The following is a 22,027-nucleotide window of genomic DNA, read 5'->3' on the forward strand; positions in this document are numbered from 1 at the left end:
CGCACCCGGGGCACATGCAGGCGCACAGCACTGCGGACCTCTCCCCTCCGAAGCCCTCACCCGCTGACGTCAGCGTGGCAGCACCCAGCCTGGTGTCCAGGACCCGGCGGCACGGTCCGTAGCCGTGGTGGCGAGGTGGGTGCGGAGGGTGGTCAGCGCCGGGTGGGGGTTGTCGCGGTGCCAGAGGAGCGAGTGCGGGTAGACGGGGTTCGGGTCGGTCACCGGGATGCGGCGCAGGCCGTGGCCGGCGGGCCAGATGAGGCGGGTGTGCTCGCCCATGAAGGTGGCCAGGGCCGGGGTGTCGGCGATGGTGTCGAGGAGCGCGTCCGAGCCGAAGTTGGGGCCGGTCGCCTCGATGGTGAGGCCGAACTCGGCGACGAGGTCGTCGTAGTAGGCACCCCACTCGGTGCCGGGGACGATACCGGGCATCCAGATCCTGTGGCCGACGAGCTGGGCGAGCGTCACCGACGGCGCGCCCGCCAGCGCGTGGGCGGGGCCGGTGAGGAGCTGGAGCGGCTCGTCGAGCACCCGGACGGAGACGATGTCCTCGGGGAGGGGGCGGCCGGGTACGGCGACGGCGCGGAAGGACGCGTCGATGGCCCCGGAGCGGATGGCCGCGACGGCCGCGTCCATGTCGAAGAGCATCACCACGTCGAGGTCGATCTCGGGGTGCACGCGGTGGAAGTCGCGCATCAGGCCCGCCGCCGCGCCGCGCGAGGCGATCACGTCGACGCGCAACGGCCGCCGGCCGGGGCGTACGGACGCGACCGCACGCTCGGTGACCCGCAGCAGCTCGCGCGCGTGCGGCAGGAACGCCTGCCCGTCGATGGTGAGCTCGGTGCCGCGGGCGGCGCGGGTGAACAACCGTACGCCGAGGCTGCGCTCGAGCGCGGCGATGCGCTTGGAGACGGCCTGCTGGGTGATCGACAGGTCGGCGGCGGCCTTCTGGAACCGGCCCGCTTCCGCGACGGCGACGAAGGTACGCACGGCTTCGAGATCCACAGCGATCCACCTTAATGAACAACGCATGGTTGTGGGTCGTCGGCAGGATGGTTGTTTGACCTGCTGCTGTGCCGCTCGATTAGCTCTTTCCGGTCAACGTCGGATTGTTCGGGTGGGAGTGCTGAGCATGGTGGGCAGGAGACGCCTGGGCCGGCGGTTCGGGTGGCTGTGGGCGGCGTACGCGGTGAGCGCGTACGGGTCCGGCCTGGGGTTCGGCGCGCTGCCGCTGATCGCCGTGCTGGCCCTGCACGCCAGTCCCGCCGAGGTGGCCGCGCTGTCCGCGGTGGGTCCCGCGGTGGGCGCGCTGATCGCGGTGCCGCTGGCGCCGTGGGTGGAGTTCCGGCGCAAGCGCCCGGTCATGATCATGATGGACCTGACCCGGTGCGCGGCCATGGCCACGATCCCTGTCGCCTACGCCCTCGGCCGGCTCGGTTTCGTCCAGCTGCTCGTGATCTCGGCCGTGGTCGCCGCAGCGAAGATCGCCTTCAACGCCGCCAGTGGCGCCTACCTCAAGTCCCTCGTCCGGCCGGACGATCTCCTGGTCGCCAACGCCCGGTTCGAGTCCACGAACTGGAGTTCCATCGCGATCGGGCCTCCGCTGGGCGGTGCGGCGATCGGCCTGTTCGGACCGGTCACCACGGTGGTGGCCGACGCGGTGAGCTACCTGCTCTCGGCGCTGGCCATCACCGCCGTCCGCGGCCGGGAGGAGGCTCCGCCGGCGACCGGGAGGAACCGGGTCCGGGCGGGCGCGTTGCTCGACGGCTGGCGGCACATCCTGGGCCACCCCGGCTTGCGGGCGCTCTACCTCAACAACCTGCTCGTCGCCGGGCTCATCATGGCCACCGAGCCGCTGCTGGCCGTGCTCCTGCTACGGCAACTCGGCTTCACGCCCTGGCAGTACGGCCTCGCCTTCGCCGCCCCCTGCCTCGGCGGGCTCGTCGGCTCCCGGCTGGCGCCCCGTGTCGTGGCGCGTCACGGCCGGCACGCGGTCTTCCGGACCGTCGGCACCCTGCGCGCCGTCTGGCTCATCGGCCTGGCCTTCGTCGGGCCCGGCACCGTCGGCCTCGTCACCGTGATGGCCGTCGAACTGGCGATCATCGTCAACATGAGCCTGTACACCCCGGTGCTCGCCACCTACCGGCTCGCACACACCCCGAAGCACCTCGTCGCCCGCACGCTGTCGGCCTGGTCGATCGGCCAGCAGGCGTCCATCGCCGTCCTCACCGCGCTCGGCGGCCTGCTCGCGGACCTCACCAGCCCGCGCACCGCCCTCACGGCCGCGGGCCTGCTCATCCTCACCACCCCGCTCCTGCTTCCACGGCACGACCCCGCTCCCCGGCACGAGCCGGAACCGGCCCGCGGCGGGTCTTGACGGGGCTCGGCGGGGGACGGCGGGCCGGTCGGCGTAGGCTGCGCACATCACGGTCACGGCCCGGGGGGAGCGGATGACGACGTCGGAGACGGCACAGGGGTGGGAGTCGCGCCTCGACTCGGTCGTGGTGTACGCGCAGGGCGCCGTGTGCCGTCGGCTGGCCCGGGGTGCCGTACCGCGGGACGGCCGGGTGCGGGTGACGGGGCTGCCACGCTCGCTGGACGCGGGCTCCCTGCGGGCTCGTGTCCTGGGCGGTTCCCCGGTGCGCGTCGTCGAGGCCCGGGTGGAGGTCGGCGCCGAACCGCTCGGCCCCGAGGCGCCGGAAGGCCTGCGGCGCGAGGTGGAGCGCCTGCGGGAGGAGTGCGCGGCGGCCCGGGGGCGCCGCGACCGTCAGCTCGGGCTGATCGCCGAGATCGGGGCGTTGCGCCCGGTTCCGCCGGCTCGCAGGAAGGACGATCCGCACCGCCGTACCCCGGTCGACGCCTGGCTCCGGCTGGCGGACTTCGTCGACGCGCGGCTGACCGCGTCCCAGGCCCGGTTGGCCGAACGGGAAGAGTCGCTGCGCCACGTCGAGCACGAGCTCTCCCTCGCCGAGGACCGGCTCGCGCGCGCCTCCACCGACGCACCGGCGGCACACGTGGAGACCACCGTCGCCGCGGTCCTGACGCTCGACGGCGGCGGGACGGCGGCGGCCGAGGTCGAGGCGGAGGTGGAGGTGGAAGTGGAGTACGGGGTGCCGGGCGCCGTATGGGTGCCTGCCTACCGGCTCACCCACCGTCAGGACGAGAACGGCGGCCGTATGGTGCTGCGCGCCTCGGTCGCCCAGCGCACCGGCGAGGACTGGACCGGCGTACGGATCGCGCTGGCCACGGCCGATCTGCGCCGCCGCACCGATCTGCCCCGGCTCCGCTCGCTCCGGATCGGGCGTCGGCAGCCCGGCCCCGCACCCTCCGGCTGGCGCGAGCCCCCGGCGGGGCTGGCCGACCTGTTCGCCGGGTACGACGCGGCGGGGCGCCGCCCCGAGCCGACCGGCGCGCCCCTGAGTGTCGCGGCCGCCGGTCCCCTCTCGCCACCGCCACCGCTGTCTCCGCCTCCGCCTCCGCAGAGCTACGGCGCGCCCGTTCCCACGCCACCGCCCGGGTACGGGGTGCCCGTCCCCGGTTCCGTTCCGGGCGCTGTCCCTGCTCCCGGCGCCCCGGTCGGCGGCGCCTACCCGGAGGTCGTGGCCGGTGCCGTGCACGACGTCGGTGCGCCGGTCGTGCCGGCGGCTCCGCGAAGCCGGCCGCGCGCCGGTGGCAGGCCGGGTGCGGCCCCCGCCGCCCTGGCTCCGCCCTCCCCCGCCTTCGCCGCCCCGGTCTCCCGTGCCCTGGCCGCCCCGGCGCCGGGCGGTGCGGCGCCTTCCGCGCCCGCGGGGCCCGCCGCGCCCCTGGGCAGGGCCGCAGCGCCGCCGTCCGCGGCCGCGGGTCCGCCGCGGCCCACCGGGGCCGAGCTCGACTACACCGCGCTCGTCCTGTGCGGGCCGGACGAGCAGGACGGCCGCCGGGGACTCCTGTTCCCCGACGCGCCCTTCGACCCGGTGGCCGCCGAGTACCGCCGCCGCGCCGACGCGGTGGCCGCGCTGCCGCTGCCGGGCCACGGGGTGCGGCCCCGAGAGTCGGCCGGTTCCTTCGACCACCGCTTCGACGCGGTGGCCCGCGCCGACATCCCCTCGGACGGCGCCTGGCACACCGTCACCGTCGGTGAGATACCGGTCGGCCTGCGCGTCGAACACCTCTGCGTGCCGTCCGTGGAGCAGACCGTCTACGCGACGCTCCTCGTGTCGAACGCCACCGACCAGGCCCTGCTGGCCGGTCCGGTCGAGGTCACCGTCGGGGACGACTTCCTGGTGACCGCCGCGCTGCCCACGCTCGCCCCCGGCGGGGTCTGCCGGGTGGGGCTCGGTCCGGCCGAGGGCGTCCGGGTCACCCGTCGTACGCACCTGAGTGAGTCGACCGCGGGACTGCGCAACCAGACCACGGTGCTCGACCACCGCGTCCACGTCGAACTCGCCAACCGGCTCGCCGGGCCGGTCACCGTCGAGGTCCGTGAGCGGGTCCCGGTCACCTCGGACACGGATGTCCGGGTCGAGGAGCGGGCCGACTGGACGGCCCCCGACGACGGCACCGGACCCGATCACCACGCGCCCGGCACCCGGCTGTGGCGGGTGGAACTGCCCGCCGGCGGCACCACCGCCCTCGAAGGCGGCTACGAGATCCGCATCCCCTCCGGCAAGTCCCTGGCCGGCGGCAACCGCAGGAGCTGACCCACCCCATGCCCACGGCACCGCAGCCGATCCCCCTCCCCGTCACCGCCGTCACCTGCCTGGAGGACCGCGCCCACATCGAGCGCACGGCCGTCCTGGACCTGGCCGCCGGCGTCCAGCGGCTGCGTCTCGGGCCCGTCGGCGCGCTGGCCGTCGACCGCACCCTCCAGGCGGAGCTGACCGCCGACCACCCGGCGACCGTGCTCGACGTGCGGATCGTCCGCGCCTGGCAGCCACGCGGGCCCCGCCCCACCGACGACGACTCCGCCCTGCGCCGGCACACGGCCCGGCTCGAGGACGAGCGCCTGGCCCTGGAGCAGCGGCGCGACCGGCTGCGGACCCGGCTCGACACCCTCGGCCGGCTCGCGGCCGACCTGCTGCGGGAGATCGGCGAGGGCGCCGGCGCAGGAGAGGACGAAGGACCCCGCTGGAGCGGCGAACTGGACCGCGTGGACGACGCACGCGACTCCTGCGGCGAGCTGTTGCGGGCGACGGAAGCCCGGCTGGCCGCCCTCACCGCGGAACTCGACGCCGCGCTACGGGCGTTGGACCTCGCCGAGGAGGAACCGGCCGAGCTGACCGGGCACATCGAGCTCACGGTCGAGGCCACGGCCGCCGGACCGGCCGGACTGCGGCTGACCCACCTCACGCCCTGTGCGCTGTGGCGGCCCGCCTACCGCGCCGTGCTGGACGAGGACACCGTCACGCTGGAGACCGAGGCGATCGTCTGGCAGCGCACCGGCGAGGACTGGGCCGGCGTACGTCTGACGCTGTCGACGGCGCGCTCGGCGCTCGCCACCGATCCGCCGCGGCTCGGCGAGGACCGGCTGGTCCTCCAGGACCGGCCGGCCGCCGAGCGGCGCACCATCGACGTGGAGCTGCGGGAGGAGGAGATCGCGGACCTCGGTCCGGCTCCGGTGGCCGGTCTGCCGGGAGTGGACGACGGTGGCGAGGTACGGGTGCTGCGCTCCCCCGCGCCGGTCTCGGTACCCGCGGACGGGCGCGCCCACCGCATACCGCTCTCCGCGTTCACCACCCGCGCGAGCAGCGAGTACGCGTGCGCACCCGAGCTGTCCCCGCTGGTCACCCAGGTGGTGCGGTTCGACAACGCGGCCGGCCACGCCCTGCTCGCCGGCCCCGTCGACCTGCTGCGGGGCGGCGGGTTCACCGGCCGCGGCACACTGGACTTCACGGCGCCCGGCGCGCCGGTCGAACTCTCCTACGGCAGCCGTGACGACCTGCGGGTCGTCCGGGAGGCCGAGGAGTCCCGTGACACGGCCTCGCTCACCCAGCGGACGGTGGTGACCCGAACCGTGCGGCTCCATGTGTCCCGGTTCTCCGCGCCGGGCGAGGGGGACGGCAGGGTGCTCGTGCTGCGGGAGCGGATCCCGGTCTCGGAGGTCTCGGCGGTGCAGGTGCGCCTGCGTGAGGAGGCCTGCTCCCCCGCGCCCGGCCTGCTGGACGCCGACGGTGTCGCCCACTGGAAGCTGACGCTGGCACCGGGCGGCCGGCGCACGGTCACGCTGGTCTACGAGGTGTCGGCGAGCGGCCGGGTGGCAGGGATCTGACGGCGGGCCGGGGCACGTCGGCACCGGGCGCTGCGCCACCGAGCGGGCCCTGCGCGGCGGCGCGAAGCCGCCGGGCGGGCGTCAGCGGCCCTTGCGCACCCGTGCCGCCGCCCGGGCCTCCGCGGTCTTGCGGGCCTCGGCGGCCCTGCGGGACTCCTTGGCGCGGCCCGGCCGGGTGCCGAGGCCGCGGAAGGGGGCGTTGCCGCCGCCGGACCCGGTCGCGGCCGGCGGACGCTTCGCCCCGGTGATGGCGGTCAGCCGCTCCTCACCGGAGCGCACCTGGGTGACCGTGGGCCGGATCCCGGCCTCGGACATCATCCGGTTCACGTCGCGCCGCTGCTGGGGCGTGACCAGGGTGACCACCCTGCCGGACTCCCCGGCGCGCGCGGTGCGCCCGCCACGGTGCAGGTAGTCCTTGGCGTCGGTCGGCGGGTCGACGTTGACGACCAGGTCGAGCGCGTCGATGTGGATGCCCCGCGCGGCGACGTTGGTGGCCACCAGGACGGTGATCCGGCCCTCCTTGAACTGGGCGAGCGTGTGGGTGCGCTGGGGCTGGGACTTTCCGCTGTGCAGCGCGGCGGCGGCTACGCCACTGGCCCGCAGGTGACGGGTGAACTGGTCCACACCGGCCTTGGTGTCCAGGAACATCAGCACCCGGCCGTCCCGCGCCGCTATCTCGGTGGCGGTGGCGTACTTGTCGGCGCCGTGGATGTTCAGCACGTGGTGCTCCATCGTGGCGACCGAGCCCGTCGCCCGGTCGACGGACACGGTGACCGGCTCATGCAGGTAGTCCCGCACGAGCTGGTCGACGTTGCGGTCGAGGGTGGCCGAGAACAGGAGCCGCTGCCCGTCGGCGGGGACCTGGTCCAGGAGGTCCGTGACCTGGGGCAGGAACCCGAGGTCGCACATCTGGTCGGCCTCGTCCAGCACGGTGATGCGTACGTGGTCCAGTCGGCAGTCGCGGCGGGACACCAGGTCGGTCAGTCGTCCGGGGGTGGCGACGACGACGTCCGCCCCGGTGCGCAGCGCCGCCTGCTGCCGGTTGATGGACAGTCCGCCCACCGCGGTCGTGAGACGCACGTTCAGCGCCTGGGCGTACGGCGCCAGCGCGTCGCTCACCTGCTGGGCCAGCTCCCGGGTGGGCACCAGCACCAGGGCGAGCGGCCGCTTCGACTCCGCGCGCAGTCCCGATGTCCGTACGAGCAGTGCCAGGCCGAAGGCCAGCGTCTTGCCGGAGCCGGTCCGCGCCCGCCCGAGGACGTCGTCGCCCGCCAGCGCGTGGGGCAGCGTCGCCGCCTGGACGGGGAAGGGCTCGGTCACGCCGAGGCCCTTCATCGTCTCCACCAGTGCCGGGGGCAGCCCGAAGGTGTCGAAGGACGGGGTAGGGGGCACGTCCGGGGACATCTTCGTGTCCGGCTGCTTCGCGTCCATGGGGAGCCTTTCTGGGTCGGGTCTCCGGAACGCGCCGGGGCCCGTACCCCTCGGTACGGGCCCCGGCGGTGTCGAAGCGTGCGCCCATTTTACCAGGGGGCACCGGGCCGGCCGTGCGCTCATGGACGCTGGGCTGCGTCGGCTGCTGCCGGCGATGAGCCGCGCGGTGCCGGCTCGGTGCGGCCGTCTCACGGGAAGGTAAAGAGTCGGGCAACCTTCTCCCCGTCCCATGAGTCACACACGCGTCACCTGTCTCCCCTGCTCCGGAAGGGTCCGCACGTTCTGTGATGACTCGTCATCGGCTGACCGCACTCGCCGCGACGGCCGCCCTCGCCGCCACCGGCGGCCTGCTCACCGCCACCCCGGCCGCCGCCGTCACCTGCGCCTCGCCCCTCTGGAAGGCGCAGTACTTCGGCAACTCCACCTTCAGCGGCACCCCGAAGCTGACCGCGTGCGACTCCGCCATCGCCGAGGACTACGGGTACGGCGACCCGGCCGGCGTCACCCTGCCCAAGGACAACTTCTCCGTGCGCTGGTCCCTCACGCGGGACTTCGGCTCCGGCGGTCCCTTCCGGCTCTCGGCCGCCACGCAGGACGGCATGCGTGTGTACCTCGACGGGGTGCGGAAGATCGACCTGTGGAAGAACGTCTCCACGACCGCCCGCAAGACCGTCGACCTGACCGTCCCGGCCGGCCGGCACACGCTCCGCGTGGACTACGTCGCCTGGACCGGCGCCGCGCGGGCCGCCTTCACGTACGCCCCGCGCACCGAGGCCGCCGTCGACACGGTCAAGCCGCTGGCCCCGACCGGGGTGACCGCCACGTACGACCCGGGCACCACGAAGACCACCGTGCGCTGGACCGCGAACCAGGAGATGGACCTCGCCGGTTACCGCGTGTACCGGCGGCTGGGCAGCACCTCGTGGGCGAGGGTCGGCGGCGCGTCGCCGCTCACGTCCCGCTCGTTCGTGGACGCGACACCGGCCACGGGCCAGACCTTCCTGTACGAGGTCCGTGCCGTCGACAAGGCGGGCCGCGAGTCCGCCGGCAGCCTCGACGCCACGGCGGTGACCGTGGACCGCACGGGCCCAGCGGCACCGACGGGTCTCACGGTCGTCGGCGACGCCTGGTGGGCCACCGTGGCGTGGCAGCGGGTCGCCGACGCCACGACGTACGAGGTGTACGCCTCCGCCGCGCCCGCCGGGCCGTTCGCGCTGCTGGGTACGACGAGCACGACGTCGTACCGCACCGACGCCCCCGAGAACACCACCCGTTACTACCGGGTCCGCGCCCTCGACGCGCTCGGCAACCCCTCGGCGTACGCCACCGTCACCGGCGACGGCGTCGACCGGACACCACCGAAGTCCCCGACCTCGCTCGGCTCCATCGCCGACGTCGGCGCCACCCGGGTGTACTGGAAGCAGCCCGACGGCTTCTACGAGGACTTCGACAACGGCGGGACGTACCACGTCTACCGCTCGTCCGGCACGGTCCTCGATGCGGCCGCACTCACCCGCGTCAGCTGCGCCGAGCAGAGCGACGAGACCAGCACGGGCGGCATCTGCCACGACCTGGACATGCCCGAGGGCGCGTACGTGACGTACGCGGTCGCGGCGGTGGACCCGGCCGGCAACGAGTCGGCGCTGTCCGCCCCGCTCGTCGTCCGCACCGGTGACCGCGTCGCGCCCGGCCCCGTCACCGGCGTGAAGGCCACCCCGCGCGCCGACGGCGTGCTGGTGAGCTGGGCGGCCTCGCCCGAGGACGACGTCGAGCGCTACACGGCGTGGACCGGTGTCCGCCAGGCCGACGGCACGGTCAAGTGGCTCGGCTCCGCCTTCTGCCGCGAGGGCACGAGCGATCCGCTCGCCGTGCTGTGCGGCGACCTGCCGGACGGCGAGACGTACGTGTACGCGGTCGTCGCCAGGGACCGCTGGGGCAACGCGCTGCTCCCCGGCGACCCGAAGGTCACGCTCGTCGAGGCCACCGAGCTGGACGTCCGGCCCGAGGTGACGGTCACCCGGGACTGGGATCTCGGCGGTACGGGATACGGCACGGTGATCGGCGGCCCCGAAGAGGACGGGCCGTCGATCACCTGGCGATGTGACAAGGCCGCCGTGTGCGAGAGTGTCGCGGGCTACCGGGTCAGCCGGTGGAACGCGGCCACGAAGGCGTACGAGCCGCTGCACTCGGGGCTTTTGCCGGCCGCGACCCGTACCTACACGGACACCACCGCCGCGCGGGGGGCCACGTATTTCTACACGCTCCAGGCGGTGCGTGCCGATGGCGGCGTCGCGGGCACCCACGCGTGGAGCTGCGTCTTCCAGGACCGCGTCTAGCCACGCGGTCCTGGCCGGTGACGTGCGGTCCCGGGGCGCGAAGTGCCGCTCCGGGACCGGCCGGTGAGAACGGGCGCCCGCGATCGGCCGGTGCGCGGGACGCGGTCGTCGCGGACGGGGGAGGGGGGCCCGGTCCACCCCCACCACCTTCGCGCGGCCGTTAACCTGTTCGCCGCCCTCTCCCGCGATTCCTCCCCCACCGCCCCGTGCACCCGGCTGACCTGGGCGGATGACCGTACGACGGCCGTGCTTTTCGCCTGTACGGGCGATGCCCGGGCGGATGCGTCCGGTTGCGGATCTGACGGACCGTCGGTTGCCTCGTCAGTGGCGTCCACACAGACGCCGCACAGACAGACCGGAGCAGTTGGAGGCTTCTCGTGGGCATCACACGCGTTGGTATCGGTATCGGCCTGACGGCCGGTGCCCTGGCTCTACAGATTCCGGGCGCCGCCGCTGCCGGTGACTCCGGGCTCGACATCCGGCAGAGCGCCCACGGCTCCACCGTCACCGTCAGCACCACCGCCTGTGGCGCGGAGACCTACGGCAAGGGCGAGTCGGAGCTGGCCGGGGCGTTCCATCTCTTCGCGGGCCCGCGCAAGGGCGTGCTCACCGGCGAGTTCACCCTGCCGGAGGGAACGTCGGCCGGCACCGACACCGTCACCGTCAAGTGCCCGCCGCGGATCAAGCTCACGGACTCGTACGAACTCGCCGTACGCGACCCCGACGGTGCCGTCGAGGCCGGTTTCGGTCCGGCGGGGAACACGGCCCCGCAGCTCGCCCTCGGCGCCGCGCTGGTCGCCGCGGCGGCGGCCGGGGGGCTGGTGAGGATGCGTCACCGCTCCGGCGCCCGTCGCACCTGACCGCGGCCTTCCCGACGGCTCCCGGATCGCGCCTTCCCCTTTCCGGGACCCGTCGGGGAATCCGATCCCCCTCTCCCCCACTTCAGGCAGAGACCCGACCTCGATGGCCTCAAGGCACCCGCACACCTCCCGTTCCCCCTCGCCCTCGTTCGTCCCGTCAGCCGGACTTCTCGTCTGGACCCTGGTGGCAGGTGCCGTGCTGGTGACGGGCGCACTGCACTACGAGCAGCCGCCGCAGCCTTCGGCGAGCCAGGGCTTCGCACCGCTGCCCGGCCCCGCCGCCCACCGCAGCGTCCCCCCGGCCGCACCCTCGATCACCGAAGCCCCCTCGCTGCCACCCGCGGAACCCCTCCGGCTCAGGATTCCCGCCCTCAACGTGAACGCCCCCCTCACCAGGCTCCACCTCGACCCGGCGGGGGCGCTCGAGCCGCCGCCCGCCGACGATCCCCACCTCGCCGGCTGGTACAGCGAGGGCACGGCTCCGGGATCGGTCGGGACAGCCGTCACGGCGGGGCACGTGGACGTGCGCACCGGGAAGCCGGGTGTCTTCTTCGGACTCGGCGCCCTGCCCAGGGGCAGCGTGATCGAGGTCGACCGGGCGGACCGGCGCACCGCCGTCTTCACCGTCGAGGCCATCGAGGTCTACGACAAGCAGCACTTCCCGAGCCGCATGGTGTACGGCAGCTCCGGGCGGGCCGACCTGCGGGTGATCACCTGCGGCGGCGCCTACAGCAAGCGGACGGGCTACCGGGGCAACGTCGTCGTGTACGCGACACTGACGAACAGCCGAGCGTGACAACGGCACGGCAGAGCCGTCTTCCCGCCGGCGGCGACCGGTGCCTGCGCACCCTGCGTACCGACGCCACTCTCATGCCTGGGCGATCACCGGGTCGTACGGGGTCGAGCGCAGTCGGCCGGACATGAAGGAGAGGAAGTCCTTGACGAACGCGCTCCGGGTGTACGCGCCGTCGGTGCGGTGGGTGTCGCGGTGGAAGCCGGTCCGGAACAGGGCCCGGTACTCGCCCGCGTCGATGCGCTGATCGCCGTCCTTGTCGGCGACGTCGAACAGTACTTCGGCGACCCTGATGAGCGCCGGGCCCGCCAGCGTGGGAACGGCGTCGGCGTACTCCTGGGCGCTGACCCGGCCGTCGCCGTCCGTGTCGAGTGCCTGCTGGAGTTCGCGCCACCACTCGGCGTGGGCCTGGTAGAGCCTGGTCTCCTCGGGCTCGTCCAGGTCGAGACGGGTGGCCAGTTCGCGTGCCATGGCGGCGAGGTCGGGCCAGTCGAGGTAGCCGTCACCGGTCTGGTCCAGGACCTCGCGGAAGAACTCCTCGGCACCGCGGGGGGTGGTCTGCGGCGAGGTCGGCTCGGGCACGGTGGGCAGCGGGGTGAGGAGCCGGATCAGGGCGCCGGCCCGTTGCATCCGTCGGTGCAGGGCGGCGAGGGTGCGCGCCCGCGGGTCGTCGCTGTCCGGCGTCAGGTCCAGCAGGTCGGCGACGGCGTCCGCGCGGATCCAGCCGTCGGGCAGGAAGCGGGCCAGGCCGACGGCCAGGTAGGCGCCCTGCATGACGGTCTGGGCCCCGGGCATCTCCGGCAGGCCGGCCCGCCTGCGGAAGGGCTCCGGGAGCGACGCCACGGTGATGGCGCCGACGACCGGTCCGGTGAGGGCGCGGCCGGCGGCCCACAGGGTGGGCAGGCCGCCCAGGACGGGAGGCGCGGGCAGATGGTCGAAGAGCCTGTACAGGATGATCCGCATCGCCTCCGTGTTCTCCAGCTCCTCCGCCACGACCCGGTCGTAGTAGACCCAGAACTCGGGCACAGTGGCCGGGAGTTGGCCACCGTCGGACTGCATCAGGGCAAGATACCCCCGGAATTCGGTGTAGAGCCGCTCCATCACCTCCTGTTCCAGGGGCTGTCCGCCCAGCCGGCACATCGTGACGGTGCTCTCGAACAGGGTCGCCACCACCCAGGCGCGCACGGCCGGGTCCATCGCGTCGTACGGCCGTCCCTGCGGGTCGGTGCCGCTCAGCCGGGCGTGCAGACGGTTCAGGCGCGCGGCCTCCCGGTGCCGTGCCTCGTCGTCGTCGCCGAACATGCGCCGGAGGCTGCGGAGGGTGTTGCGCAGGCGCCGCCAGGGGTGGGCCACGAAGGTGGAGTTCTCGATCAGGGCGGCACCCACCTGGGGGTGCGCGGCCTCCAGGACGGTCGCCCGGATCATGGCCAGCGCCCATCGGGGGTCGTCGAGGAACTCCCGGAACTGTGATCCCGTGCCGAACAGGGGCGGCGTGTCTTCGTTGACGGTCATGGTCGAGGGGCTCCGTTCTGCTGCGGCACGACGCCGCCGAAGCGGCGGTCGCGGTGCTGGTAGGCGCGCAGGCACGCGAGGAAGTGCGGGGCGCGGAAGTCGGGCCAGAGCACCGGCGGGAAGGTCCACTCGGCGTAGGCGACCTGCCAGAGCATGAAGTTGGAGATGCGCTGCTCACCGGAGGTCCGGATGACCAGGTCCACTTCGGGCGTGTCGGGAAAGGGCAGATGCGCGGCGAAGCTCTCCTCGGTGACGGCCTCGGCGGGGACGCCCGCGCGGATCAGTGACCGTGCGGCCTCGACGATGTCCCTGCGTCCGCCGTGGTCGAACGCGACCGTCAGCGTCATGCCTTCGTTGTCGCCGGTCAGCGTCATCAGGTCGGCGACGTCGCGCGCCAGCGCCGGAGGGATCCGGGAGTCGCTCGCGCCCAGGAAGCGGCAGCGGATGCCGCGTGCGTGGAGCAGCGCCGCGTGTTTGCGGACGACCCGGCGGACCAGGTGCATCAGGTAGTCGACCTCGGTGCGGGGCCGCCCCCAGTTCTCCGTGGAGAAGGCGTACAGGCTCAGCCATTCGACGCCCGCGCCCCGGGCCGCCTCGATGACGTCGATGACGGTCGTCTCGGCGGCACGGTGGCCCGATGTGCGCGGCAGCGACCGCTGGGCCGCCCATCGGCCGTTGCCGTCCATCACGCAGGCGACGTGCCGGGGCACCGTGCGCGGCGGGGCTCCACCGGTGGGCCGTACGACGGGATGCGGCTCCTCCGCGAGATCGTCCACGCTGTGCCCGGTCGTCACGCCCCACCCCTTCGCCCCGCCCCGCGGCGCCCCCCGCCGAGCAGCCGCGCCGTGGTGAAGCGTGCCAGGTCACCACCCCGGTGCGGGGGCCCGAGCCGCGTATTCACCCAGGGAACTGGTGCCCGAGGTCTGCTGCCGTTCGGGGCACCGGTCCGCGCGCCCCCTACAGTGACGCCATGAGCGATCACCCCGAAGCACCTGTCACGCCCGTCGAGGCCTTCGAACCCCCGTACTACATGGCCGTCTTCACGACGGTGCGCACCCAGGAGCAGAGCGGCTACGCCGAGACCAACGCCCGCATGGAGGACCTGGTGAAGGACGTCCCCGGGTTCCTCGCGATGGAGCACGCCCAGACGCCCGGCGGGCTCGGCATCACCGTCGGGTACTTCCGCGACGCCGACGCCCTCGAGAAGTGGCGGAGCAACGCCGAGCACCGCGCGGCACAGCAGCGCGGACGGGCCGAGTGGTACGAGAGCTACACCCTGCATGTGGCGAAGGTGGAGCGCAGTCACGGCTTCACCCGCGCCACGGCGCCGCGGAACCCGTGACCCACGTCGACGAGCGCTCCCCCGCGAGTGACCCTGCGCACAGCCGTGCCGGCCCCCGCGCTGCGGCGTGTTAGCGTCCGGGCCGTGCATGCGACGGCTCCCGACAGCAGCGCGGCGGGCGGCGCGATCGCCGGGGCCGCCGCGCAGTGCCGCCGCGGGACGCCCGGCCCCGGTGGACCCCCGGCGCCCGGCGACCCGCTCGGCCGGCTCGGTCTGCTCGATCTGTTCGGCGCCGGCTTCGTCCGGGACCCGTACCCCTGGCTGGACGCCCTGCGCGCCGACTCCCCCGTGCACCACGACCCGGCCACCGGGCTGTGGCTGGTCAGCCGGTACGACGACATCCGCCGGGTGCTGCTCGATCCGGCCGGGTTCCACCCGGACAACGCCCTGCACGCGGTCACCCCGCTGCCGGTCGGGGCGCTGCGCGCACTCGCCCGGGCCGGCTTCGCGCTCCCGCCCGCGCTCGCCAACAACGGCGGTCCGAGCCATGCGGGACTACGACGCCTGGTGACCCGGTTCTTCCACGCGGAACGCGTCGCCGCGGCCGTCCCTGCCATCGAGCGCATCGCCGACGAACTGCTGGACTCCGCGCGGTCCGAGCTCGACGCCACCGGTGGCTGCGACCTGTTCGCCACCTTCGCCCAGGTGCTGCCCTGCCGGGTGCTCATGGAGCTCCTCGGCATCCAGGGGATCGACCCGGCGACGCTGATCCGCTGGAGCGACGCCTCGCTGGAACTCTTCTGGGGCCGCCCCACCCCCGAGCGGCAGAGCGAACTGGCCGAGCTCGCGGGTGAGTTCCACCGCTGGCTGACGGCCACGGTGCGCGACGGCGGCCACCCGGCGGACTCGCTCGTCGGGGCGCTGGCCCGCCACCGCCTGCCCGACGGGGGTCCGCTGGACGCCCGTACCGCCGTCGCCGCGTGCTTCTTCGTGTTCATCGCGGGCCAGTCCACGACCGGCCAGCTCATCGCCACTGTACTGCGGCGCGGGCTCAGCGAGCCGGGCCTGTGGCGGCAGCTGCCGCACGAGAGGGGGCTGGCCGAGGCGTGGACGGAGGAGGTGCTGCGCCGTGAACCGCCCGTCACCACCTGGCGCCGGGTCACCGCGCGACCGGTCGACCTGGGCGGAGTGAGCCTCCCCGCGGGAGCACAGCTTCTGCTGATGCTGCTGGGCAGCGGATCCGACCCGGAGGTCTTCGCCGACCCCGCCCGGATGTGCCCGCACCGGCCGAACATCCGTCACCATCTCGCGTTCGGGGCCGGCCGCCATCGCTGCCCGGGAGCATCCCTGGCCCGTACGGAGGCCGCGATCGCCCTGCGCGCGGCGGCCGGCCGACTGCCCGAGGCGGGGCGGAACGAGGGGCGCGGAGAGCACGGAGGGCGCGGGGAGGCGGGCGGGGACGAGCCACCGATGCTCGGCCTGCTCTCCTTCCGGGCCCCCCTGCGCGTCACCGTCCGTCGATGAACCGAGGGGATGCCGGGCGGGACAGCGCTCAGCGCCCGCTCCCCGGCGGCCGTGCGGTGCCTCCCACCCGCCCCCGTCTCGGCTTCTGCCACTGACCGAACCACTGCTCGGCGCCGTACTCCTCGAACCGCTCGACCTCCCTGAAGCCCAGCCGCCCCGCGAGGCGCAGCGCGCGGTCGTTGGCGGACTGGGTGCACAGCACCACCGGCTCGCCGGGGAGGACGCCGGCGAACCAGTCGAGGACCCGTGCGCACGCCTCACCGGCGTACCCGCGTCCCCATGCCTCCGGCAGGAACAGGTAACCGAGTTCGGCCTCCCCGCCCTGTGGACGGACGTGGCCCGGACGCTCCGCGTCGCGTCGGTCGAGCGTGACCAGGCCGGCCATCGCCCCGTCGAGTTCGACCACGAAGCAGCCAGGGCGCCGCCCGGGCACCTCGGGCATCGCCCGGTCGAGCTCCTCGCGGGGCCGGGGGCCACCGATGTAGGTGCCCACCTCCGGCGAGGCGAACAACTCGACGAAGGCCGCGCGGTCCCGGGCCTCGGACGCGCGGAGCAGGAGCCGTTCGGTCCGCAGGGGGGCAGGTGGCCAGGGGACGGCTCCGAGTCCGATCATGGTGACCAACCTACTGATGTGGGGCGCGTGGGTGGCCGACACCCCTCAGCGCGCGGTGGAGGTGAGCTGTTCGCGTACCCATGCGGGATCGGGGTTGGTGTGGGGGCGGCCCGCGACGACCACGGTCGGCACGGTCTCGTTCCCGTCGTTCGCCGCCCTCACTTCCGCCGCTCCGGCCGGATCGCGCCAGATGTCGACCCAGTGCAACCGGCGCGCCTTGCGGCCCAGTCGAAGGCGCAGGCGCAGGCAGTACGGGCAGCCCGGCCGCCAGTAGACGACGGGGCGGTGGTCGACCGCGCTGCGCCGTCGCGCCTCCGCCGCCGTGAGCGACCGGGGGAAGACCAACGGCGAGTTCAGGCCTGCGAAGAGCGCGCACACCAACAGGAAGACCGCCGCGGGGACGGGACTTCCGCCGCGGAGCAGCCCGGCCGCACCGGCTGAGCCGCAGACCACCATCAGGACCGGCAGGATCCAGGCGCGCATCATGACCACGCAGACTACCGGTGGGGCGGCCGGGCCGGTCCGGGCAGGCCGCCCGGAGCGCCGGTTCGGCGGGCGGGCGGTGGCTTCCAGGACTTCGCCGCGACGGCCAGGGACGGGAAGTGCCGGGGCTTCCGGATGTACGGCGCCGCGAGGGGGCGGGGAGTCGCGGCCGGCCGAGGGGTGTCCGGAGCGGGCCGCGGGCGACGGGTGGGCCGGACCACCGCGACCGCCGGGGCGGGTGCCGTGCCGCTTGGGGGCCATCGCCGACGCCTACCAGGGCTCGGGCGACGACTTCGGGGCCGTCCCCCGCACCGCCGAGGACGACGCGCCCAGGCCGGACGAGGAGCGGTGGCGGATCCTCGACGTCTGACGTCGGTTGGGGGAGGGAACAGGGGTGCCCCACGGCCGGTTGAGCGGCACCGGTCGTGGGGCGGGAGGGGGGACGGGGACAGGGAACAGGGGGCGCCGACGGGTGGGTGTGCGGCTCAGTGGGGACAGGGGGCGGGCCCGGGTGGTGCGGTGCCCCGGGTCGACGGGTGGGCGTGCGCGGCCCGCAGGATCTTGGCGGCGCCGCGGAGGGCGGCGGTGTGGGGTGCGGCGACGGCCCGCAGGGGTGCGTGCAGTCCGGCGCCGAGGCGGGCGACGAGGTCGGGGCGCAGGGCGCCACCGCCCGCCAGGAGCGGGCCCCGGCCGAGGGCGTCGGCCGTGCGGGCGGTGTGGTCCTGCCGGAGCATCGAGGTGATCATGGCGGTGACGGCCTCGCAGAGGTCCGCCCGTGCGTCGGCGCAGGTCAGGTCGGTGGTGCCCCACGCGGTGCGGCGCGCGTCGAAGACCGCGCCGTCGACGAGGAGGACCACTTCGGTGAGGTGCGCGCCGATGTCCACCACGAGCAGCGGTCGGGTGAGGTCGGCGTCCGCCCCCAGGGCGACGGCGCGGGCCGTGGGCACGGTCAGCACGGCGCGCGGCCGCAGCACCTGGACGGCCGCACGGGCCCGGTCCCGGTAGGTGGGCCCGCCCAGGACCGGCGTGGTGACCACCACCAGCGGGCGCGGTTGCCGGGGCAGGCGGTGGCCGAGGAGCCGGTCGAGCATCCGGGCCGTGCCGGGGACGTCGACGATCGCGCCGCGCCGGATCGGGTGCAGCGCCCCCGTACCCGGGAAGGTGACCGAGGGGACGTCGAGGATCGTGGGGCGGCCGGCGATCCAGGCGCGGGTCCGGTCGCTGCCCATGTCGAGCGCGAGGCCACTGCACCGCCGGCACAGCGGCCAGGGCCGGTGCCGGCCGCGGGAGCCGGTGCGCGGGCGGCGTACGGCGGTCATCCTCCGGCCTCCCGCACCTGCTGGCAGCGCGCGCAGTAGCGGGCCTGCGGCACGATCAGCAGGCGTTCGCGGTCGACGGGCCGCCGACACAGATGGCAGGTGCCGTAACAGCCCTCCTCGATGCGCCGCAGCGCCGCTTCGACGTCGTGGAGGACCATGCGCGCGGACGCGGCGAGTTTGACCTGTACCTCGGTCTGCGCGGCCGAGCGGTGCCCGGGCGAGGTCCCGGCGCGGGGCGCCGCCGCGATCTGCCGCAGCTGCTCCCGGCGGAACAGGCGCTGTTCGTGCAGGTTCTCCTGCAACGCGGCGAGGTCCTCGGGCGACAGGTGTGCGGCGCGGTCGCCGACGGTCTGGTGGTTCACCACTCACTTCACCCCTTTGTGTGCAGGACGGAGACGTGGAGACGTCGGGACGGGAGACGTGGGGACGGTGCTGGGGGTGTGGGGCCTGGGGGTGTGGGGCCGGCGGTTCAGGCGGCTGCGCGGCGCTGGCAGGCGACGCAGTACCGGGCGTACGGCAGGATCTCCAGGCGTTCGGCGGGGACGGGCTTGGAACATCCCTGGCAGGTGCCGTAGGAACCGTCGTCGATACGGGCGAACGCCGCGTCGATCTCCCTGAGCACCTGCTGGATCGCTTCGGCCTGGGCGGACATCACGTGGTCCTTCGCGATCCGGCCGGCCTCGTCGAGGGCCCGCAGCTGGGCCATCCGGCTGCTGTGGGCGTGTTCGAGACGCCGACGGGCGTCGAGCGCGGCGGGCGGCAGCGGGCGGGCATCGGCCTGGGAGGTGACCTGGGAGGTGTCGAGCGACACGACGGCTCCTTTCTCGGGCGCCACGGGTGCGCCGCACGGGCGGGCGGCCGGCGCGGTGGGCGCGGTGGGCGCGGATGTGGCCGACCGGTGTGCCGGGCCCGCGGTCCGTACGACGTGGGGCACCGGCCGTACCGGACGGCTCGGACGGGTTCGACTCTGCCGGGCCGCTCGGCGGAAACCCATCGGGCGCGGACCCCATTCCTCCGGTGCGGCGGTACCCATGCGCCGGCCGCACCGGGCGGCGCATGGGTGGTCCGCGACCGCGGAAATGGGTGGGGGACCCCATCGACCGACGCCACCGGTACGGGGGAGGCTGGAGCAGGATCGGTCCCGTCCGTGCCCCGCGGCCCGCGCCCGGGTCAGGGGTTGCGGAAACGGCCGGTCGGGGCCGGGTCCCTGAAGGAGGAGTTCTCCCGTGTCGCTGTTCTGGCGGATCTTCGCGCTCAACGCCCTGGTGCTGGGCGCCGCCACGGCTCTCCTGCTGTGGGCACCGGTCACCGTGTCGGTGCCGGTGCTGCTGACCGAGGCGGTCATCCTGGTCGGCGGTCTCGCCGTCATGCTGGTCGCCACCGCCACCCTGCTGCGCTGGGGCCTGGCCCCGCTGGGCCGGCTCACCCGGCTGATGACCACCGTCGACCTGCTGCGGCCCGGGCAGCGCCTGCCCGTTCCCGGCGCCGGGGGCGGCAACGAGGTCTCCGAGCTGATCCGGACCTTCAACGCGATGCTCGACCGCCTGGAGCACGAGCGCGCCACCTCCAGCGCCCGGGCGTTGCTGGCCCAGGAGGCGGAACGGCGTCGTATCGCCCAGGAACTGCACGACGAGGTCGGGCAGAGCATGACGGCGATCCTGCTGGTGCTGAAGCGGGCCGCGGACGACGCTTCCGGGCCGCTGCGCGAGGACCTGCGGCAGGCCCAGGAGATCACCCGGGAGAGCCTGGACGAGGTCCGGCGTCTGGTGCGCCGTCTGCGCCCGGGCGTCCTGGAGGACCTGGGCCTGGTCAGCGCCCTGACCTCGCTCACCCAGGACTTCGCGACCCACGCCGGACTGCACGTCGTGCGCCGCTTCGACGCCGATCTGCCCGCGCTCGGCGAGGAGAGCGAGCTGGTGCTGTACCGGGTGGCTCAGGAGAGCCTGACCAACACGGCCCGTCACGCGGACGCGCGCCGGGTGGAGGTGAGCCTGCGCAGGGCCGACGGGGCGGTGGTGCTGGAGGTCGCCGACGACGGCCGCGGCATCGAGGCCGCGTGCGAGGGCGCCGGGATCCGCGGCATGCGGGAGCGTGCCCTGCTCGCCGGGGCCACCCTGGAGATCTCCTCTACGCCCGCCACAGCCACCGCCGTCACCGCCATCGCTGCCGTCGACGCCGTCCCGGCCGCCGTCTCCTGCACCACGGGCACCTCCGGTACCGGCACGGGAACCTGCACCGGAACCCGTATCCGTCTGATCACCCCCGTCCCCAGGAAGCAGCTCTGACCATGACCGACGACATCCCTCCCGAACGCACCGCGGCTTCGGCGGCGTCGGGGCCTTCGGCGGCGTCGAAGCCGATCCGGATCCTGCTGGCCGACGACCACGCCCTCGTACGCCGCGGTGTCCGCCTGATCCTCGACCGCGAGCCGGACCTGCGGGTCGTCGCGGAGGCCGGGGACGGGGCCGAGGCCATCGAGCAGGCCCGGACGGCGGAGCCGGACCTGGCGGTCCTGGACATCGCGATGCCGCGGCTGACCGGTCTTCAGGCCACCCGTGAACTGGCGGCGCTCAAGCCGGGCCTGCGGATCCTGATGCTGACCATGCACGACAACGAGCAGTACCTGTTCCAGGCGCTCAAGGCCGGGGCCTGCGGCTATGTGCTGAAGTCGGTGGCCGACCGCGATCTGGTCGCCGCCTGCCGGTCCGCGATGCGCAACGAGCCGTTCCTCTACCCCGGCGCGGTCACCGCACTGATCCGCACCTATCTGGACCGGGTCCGCAACGGCGAGGAGAACGCCGATCACCTGCTCACGCCGCGCGAGGAGGAGGTCCTCAAGCTCGTCGCGGAGGGGCACTCCTCCCGGGAGATCGCCGAGATCCTGTTCATCAGTGTCAAGACCGTGCACCGCCACCGGGCCAACCTCCTGCACAAGCTCGGCCTGCACGACCGGCTGGAGCTGACCCGCTACGCCATCCGCGCCGGTCTCATCGAGGCCTGACGCACGCCATCGGGAGCGGCAGCGCTCCGCACAGCAGGAATCGCTCTCCGGCACATCGAGAAAGGGACGGTGCATGCGCCCGGCATACCGCGCCGTCCCGACCGCCGCCCGTCACCGGCTCACCGAGGGCACGGCGGGCACCGCGTTCGTGGCGCGCACCGCGTTCACTGCACTCCTCGCCCTCACCCCCCTCACCGCCCTCACCGGCCTCCTCGCCCTCCTCGCCCTCTTCCTGGCGCCGGCCCCGGCCTCCACCGTCACCGCCCCCACGCCGGCCACCGCTGGCCGTTCGGCCTCCGTGGCCTCGGCCTCGGACGTCGCGTGGCAGCCCGACAGCGGTCCGCGCGCCGACGACCCGTGCGCCGGGCCGTACGCGGCGCAGGTCAGGTCCCCGTACGACCATCTCGGCGAGCGCCCGCACCCACCGGACCACCGCGCCGCCCCACCCCGCCGGGTCACCACCGCCCCGGCCGTCGGCGTGGCCGCGTCTGCGCCGCCCCTGCCCACCCCTGCCTTGCACGACCGGTCGGCGTACGACCGCGGCCGGGCCCCTCCCCGGCCTCCCGGCATCTGAGAACAGCCCGTCCCCTTCTCTCTCCCGCCGCGGCCGCCCCTGCGCCGCCGCCGCG

20 protein-coding genes are annotated in these 22,027 nt (G+C 74.4%); 11 read left to right on the forward strand and 9 right to left on the reverse strand.

What is annotated here, in order from left to right:
- Window positions 1–69: 69 nt before the first annotated feature.
- On the reverse strand, window positions 70–1,002 hold the full coding sequence (locus tag AQJ58_RS23065) for a LysR family transcriptional regulator (RefSeq protein WP_067252963.1): 933 nt from the start codon (window positions 1,000–1,002) through the stop codon (window positions 70–72).
- A gap of 127 nt (window positions 1,003–1,129) precedes the next feature.
- Between AQJ58_RS23065 and AQJ58_RS23070 the strand changes: the two genes are divergently transcribed.
- The 3 genes from AQJ58_RS23070 (at window position 1,130) to AQJ58_RS23080 (ending at window position 6,244) form a co-directional block, all read left to right on the forward strand.
- Window positions 1,130–2,374 (forward strand): MFS transporter, encoded by a 1,245-nt coding sequence (locus AQJ58_RS23070; RefSeq protein ID WP_067252965.1) that lies wholly within the window; start codon window positions 1,130–1,132, stop codon window positions 2,372–2,374.
- A 73-nt stretch (window positions 2,375–2,447) separates the two neighbouring features.
- Window positions 2,448–4,676, forward strand: a complete 2,229-nt coding sequence (locus AQJ58_RS23075; RefSeq protein ID WP_067252967.1) for a DUF4139 domain-containing protein — start codon at window positions 2,448–2,450, stop codon at window positions 4,674–4,676.
- 8 nt (window positions 4,677–4,684) lie between these two features.
- A complete protein-coding gene (locus AQJ58_RS23080; RefSeq protein ID WP_067252969.1) occupies window positions 4,685–6,244 on the forward strand; it encodes a mucoidy inhibitor MuiA family protein in 1,560 nt (519 codons plus the stop codon).
- Window positions 6,245–6,325: 81 nt separating this feature from the next.
- Here AQJ58_RS23080 and AQJ58_RS23085 read toward each other — a convergent pair whose 3' ends face one another.
- Entirely contained in the window at window positions 6,326–7,675 is a 1,350-nt protein-coding gene (locus tag AQJ58_RS23085; RefSeq protein WP_079079126.1) for a DEAD/DEAH box helicase, read from the reverse strand.
- A gap of 287 nt (window positions 7,676–7,962) precedes the next feature.
- On the opposite strand from AQJ58_RS23085, the gene AQJ58_RS43910 reads away from it, so the two are divergent.
- From AQJ58_RS43910 to AQJ58_RS23100, 3 genes are all read left to right on the forward strand, one after another.
- Window positions 7,963–10,011: a PA14 domain-containing protein gene (locus AQJ58_RS43910; protein ID WP_067252971.1), complete on the forward strand. Its 2,049-nt coding sequence runs from the start codon at window positions 7,963–7,965 to the stop codon at window positions 10,009–10,011.
- Window positions 10,012–10,388: 377 nt separating this feature from the next.
- Window positions 10,389–10,871, forward strand: coding sequence for a sortase (locus AQJ58_RS23095; RefSeq protein ID WP_067252972.1), 483 nt, complete (start codon window positions 10,389–10,391; stop codon window positions 10,869–10,871).
- A gap of 103 nt (window positions 10,872–10,974) precedes the next feature.
- On the forward strand, window positions 10,975–11,667 hold the full coding sequence (locus AQJ58_RS23100) for a class F sortase (RefSeq protein ID WP_067252974.1): 693 nt from the start codon (window positions 10,975–10,977) through the stop codon (window positions 11,665–11,667).
- Window positions 11,668–11,739: 72 nt separating this feature from the next.
- On the opposite strand, the gene AQJ58_RS23105 is transcribed toward AQJ58_RS23100, so the two are convergent.
- Both AQJ58_RS23105 and uppS read right to left on the reverse strand, forming a co-directional pair.
- Complete coding sequence (locus AQJ58_RS23105; protein ID WP_067252976.1) at window positions 11,740–13,176, reverse strand: oxygenase MpaB family protein; 1,437 nt, start codon at window positions 13,174–13,176, stop codon at window positions 11,740–11,742.
- Window positions 13,173–13,862 carry a polyprenyl diphosphate synthase gene (gene uppS / locus AQJ58_RS23110; RefSeq protein ID WP_067253425.1) on the reverse strand — a complete coding sequence of 230 codons (690 nt, stop codon included), beginning with the start codon at window positions 13,860–13,862 and terminating at the stop codon, window positions 13,173–13,175. The genes AQJ58_RS23105 and uppS overlap by 4 nt, the downstream gene beginning before the upstream one ends.
- A 284-nt stretch (window positions 13,863–14,146) precedes the next feature.
- On the opposite strand from uppS, the gene AQJ58_RS23115 reads away from it, so the two are divergent.
- Window positions 14,147–14,518 carry an antibiotic biosynthesis monooxygenase family protein gene (locus tag AQJ58_RS23115; RefSeq protein ID WP_067252978.1) on the forward strand — a complete coding sequence of 124 codons (372 nt, stop codon included), beginning with the start codon at window positions 14,147–14,149 and terminating at the stop codon, window positions 14,516–14,518.
- A gap of 84 nt (window positions 14,519–14,602) precedes the next feature.
- Entirely contained in the window at window positions 14,603–15,982 is a 1,380-nt protein-coding gene (locus tag AQJ58_RS23120; RefSeq protein ID WP_234360244.1) for a cytochrome P450, read from the forward strand.
- 28 nt (window positions 15,983–16,010) lie between these two features.
- Here AQJ58_RS23120 and AQJ58_RS23125 read toward each other — a convergent pair whose 3' ends face one another.
- From AQJ58_RS23125 to AQJ58_RS23145, 5 genes are all read right to left on the reverse strand, one after another.
- Window positions 16,011–16,595, reverse strand: coding sequence for a GNAT family N-acetyltransferase (locus tag AQJ58_RS23125; protein ID WP_067253431.1), 585 nt, complete (start codon window positions 16,593–16,595; stop codon window positions 16,011–16,013).
- 45 nt (window positions 16,596–16,640) lie between these two features.
- A complete protein-coding gene (locus AQJ58_RS23130) occupies window positions 16,641–17,081 on the reverse strand; it encodes a glutaredoxin domain-containing protein (RefSeq protein WP_067253436.1) in 441 nt (146 codons plus the stop codon).
- 482 nt (window positions 17,082–17,563) lie between these two features.
- A complete protein-coding gene (locus tag AQJ58_RS23135) occupies window positions 17,564–18,397 on the reverse strand; it encodes a rod shape-determining protein (RefSeq protein ID WP_067252980.1) in 834 nt (277 codons plus the stop codon).
- Window positions 18,394–18,762, reverse strand: a complete 369-nt coding sequence (locus AQJ58_RS23140) for a TraR/DksA family transcriptional regulator (protein ID WP_067252982.1) — start codon at window positions 18,760–18,762, stop codon at window positions 18,394–18,396. Before AQJ58_RS23140 ends, AQJ58_RS23135 begins: the two co-directional genes overlap by 4 nt.
- A 104-nt stretch (window positions 18,763–18,866) precedes the next feature.
- Window positions 18,867–19,208, reverse strand: a complete 342-nt coding sequence (locus AQJ58_RS23145; protein WP_067252984.1) for a TraR/DksA family transcriptional regulator — start codon at window positions 19,206–19,208, stop codon at window positions 18,867–18,869.
- Between the two features lie 415 nt (window positions 19,209–19,623).
- On the opposite strand from AQJ58_RS23145, the gene AQJ58_RS23150 reads away from it, so the two are divergent.
- From AQJ58_RS23150 to AQJ58_RS23160, 3 genes are all read left to right on the forward strand, one after another.
- On the forward strand, window positions 19,624–20,682 hold the full coding sequence (locus tag AQJ58_RS23150; RefSeq protein ID WP_079079127.1) for a HAMP domain-containing sensor histidine kinase: 1,059 nt from the start codon (window positions 19,624–19,626) through the stop codon (window positions 20,680–20,682).
- Between the two features lie 2 nt (window positions 20,683–20,684).
- Complete coding sequence (locus AQJ58_RS23155; protein WP_067252986.1) at window positions 20,685–21,398, forward strand: response regulator; 714 nt, start codon at window positions 20,685–20,687, stop codon at window positions 21,396–21,398.
- 73 nt (window positions 21,399–21,471) lie between these two features.
- Window positions 21,472–21,972: a hypothetical protein gene (locus tag AQJ58_RS23160; protein ID WP_067252988.1), complete on the forward strand. Its 501-nt coding sequence runs from the start codon at window positions 21,472–21,474 to the stop codon at window positions 21,970–21,972.
- The last annotated feature ends 55 nt before the right edge of the window (window positions 21,973–22,027 follow it).

This window comes from Streptomyces sp. DSM 15324 (assembly GCF_001514285.1).
In the GTDB taxonomy this organism is placed as follows: Bacteria; Actinomycetota; Actinomycetes; order Streptomycetales; family Streptomycetaceae; genus Streptomyces.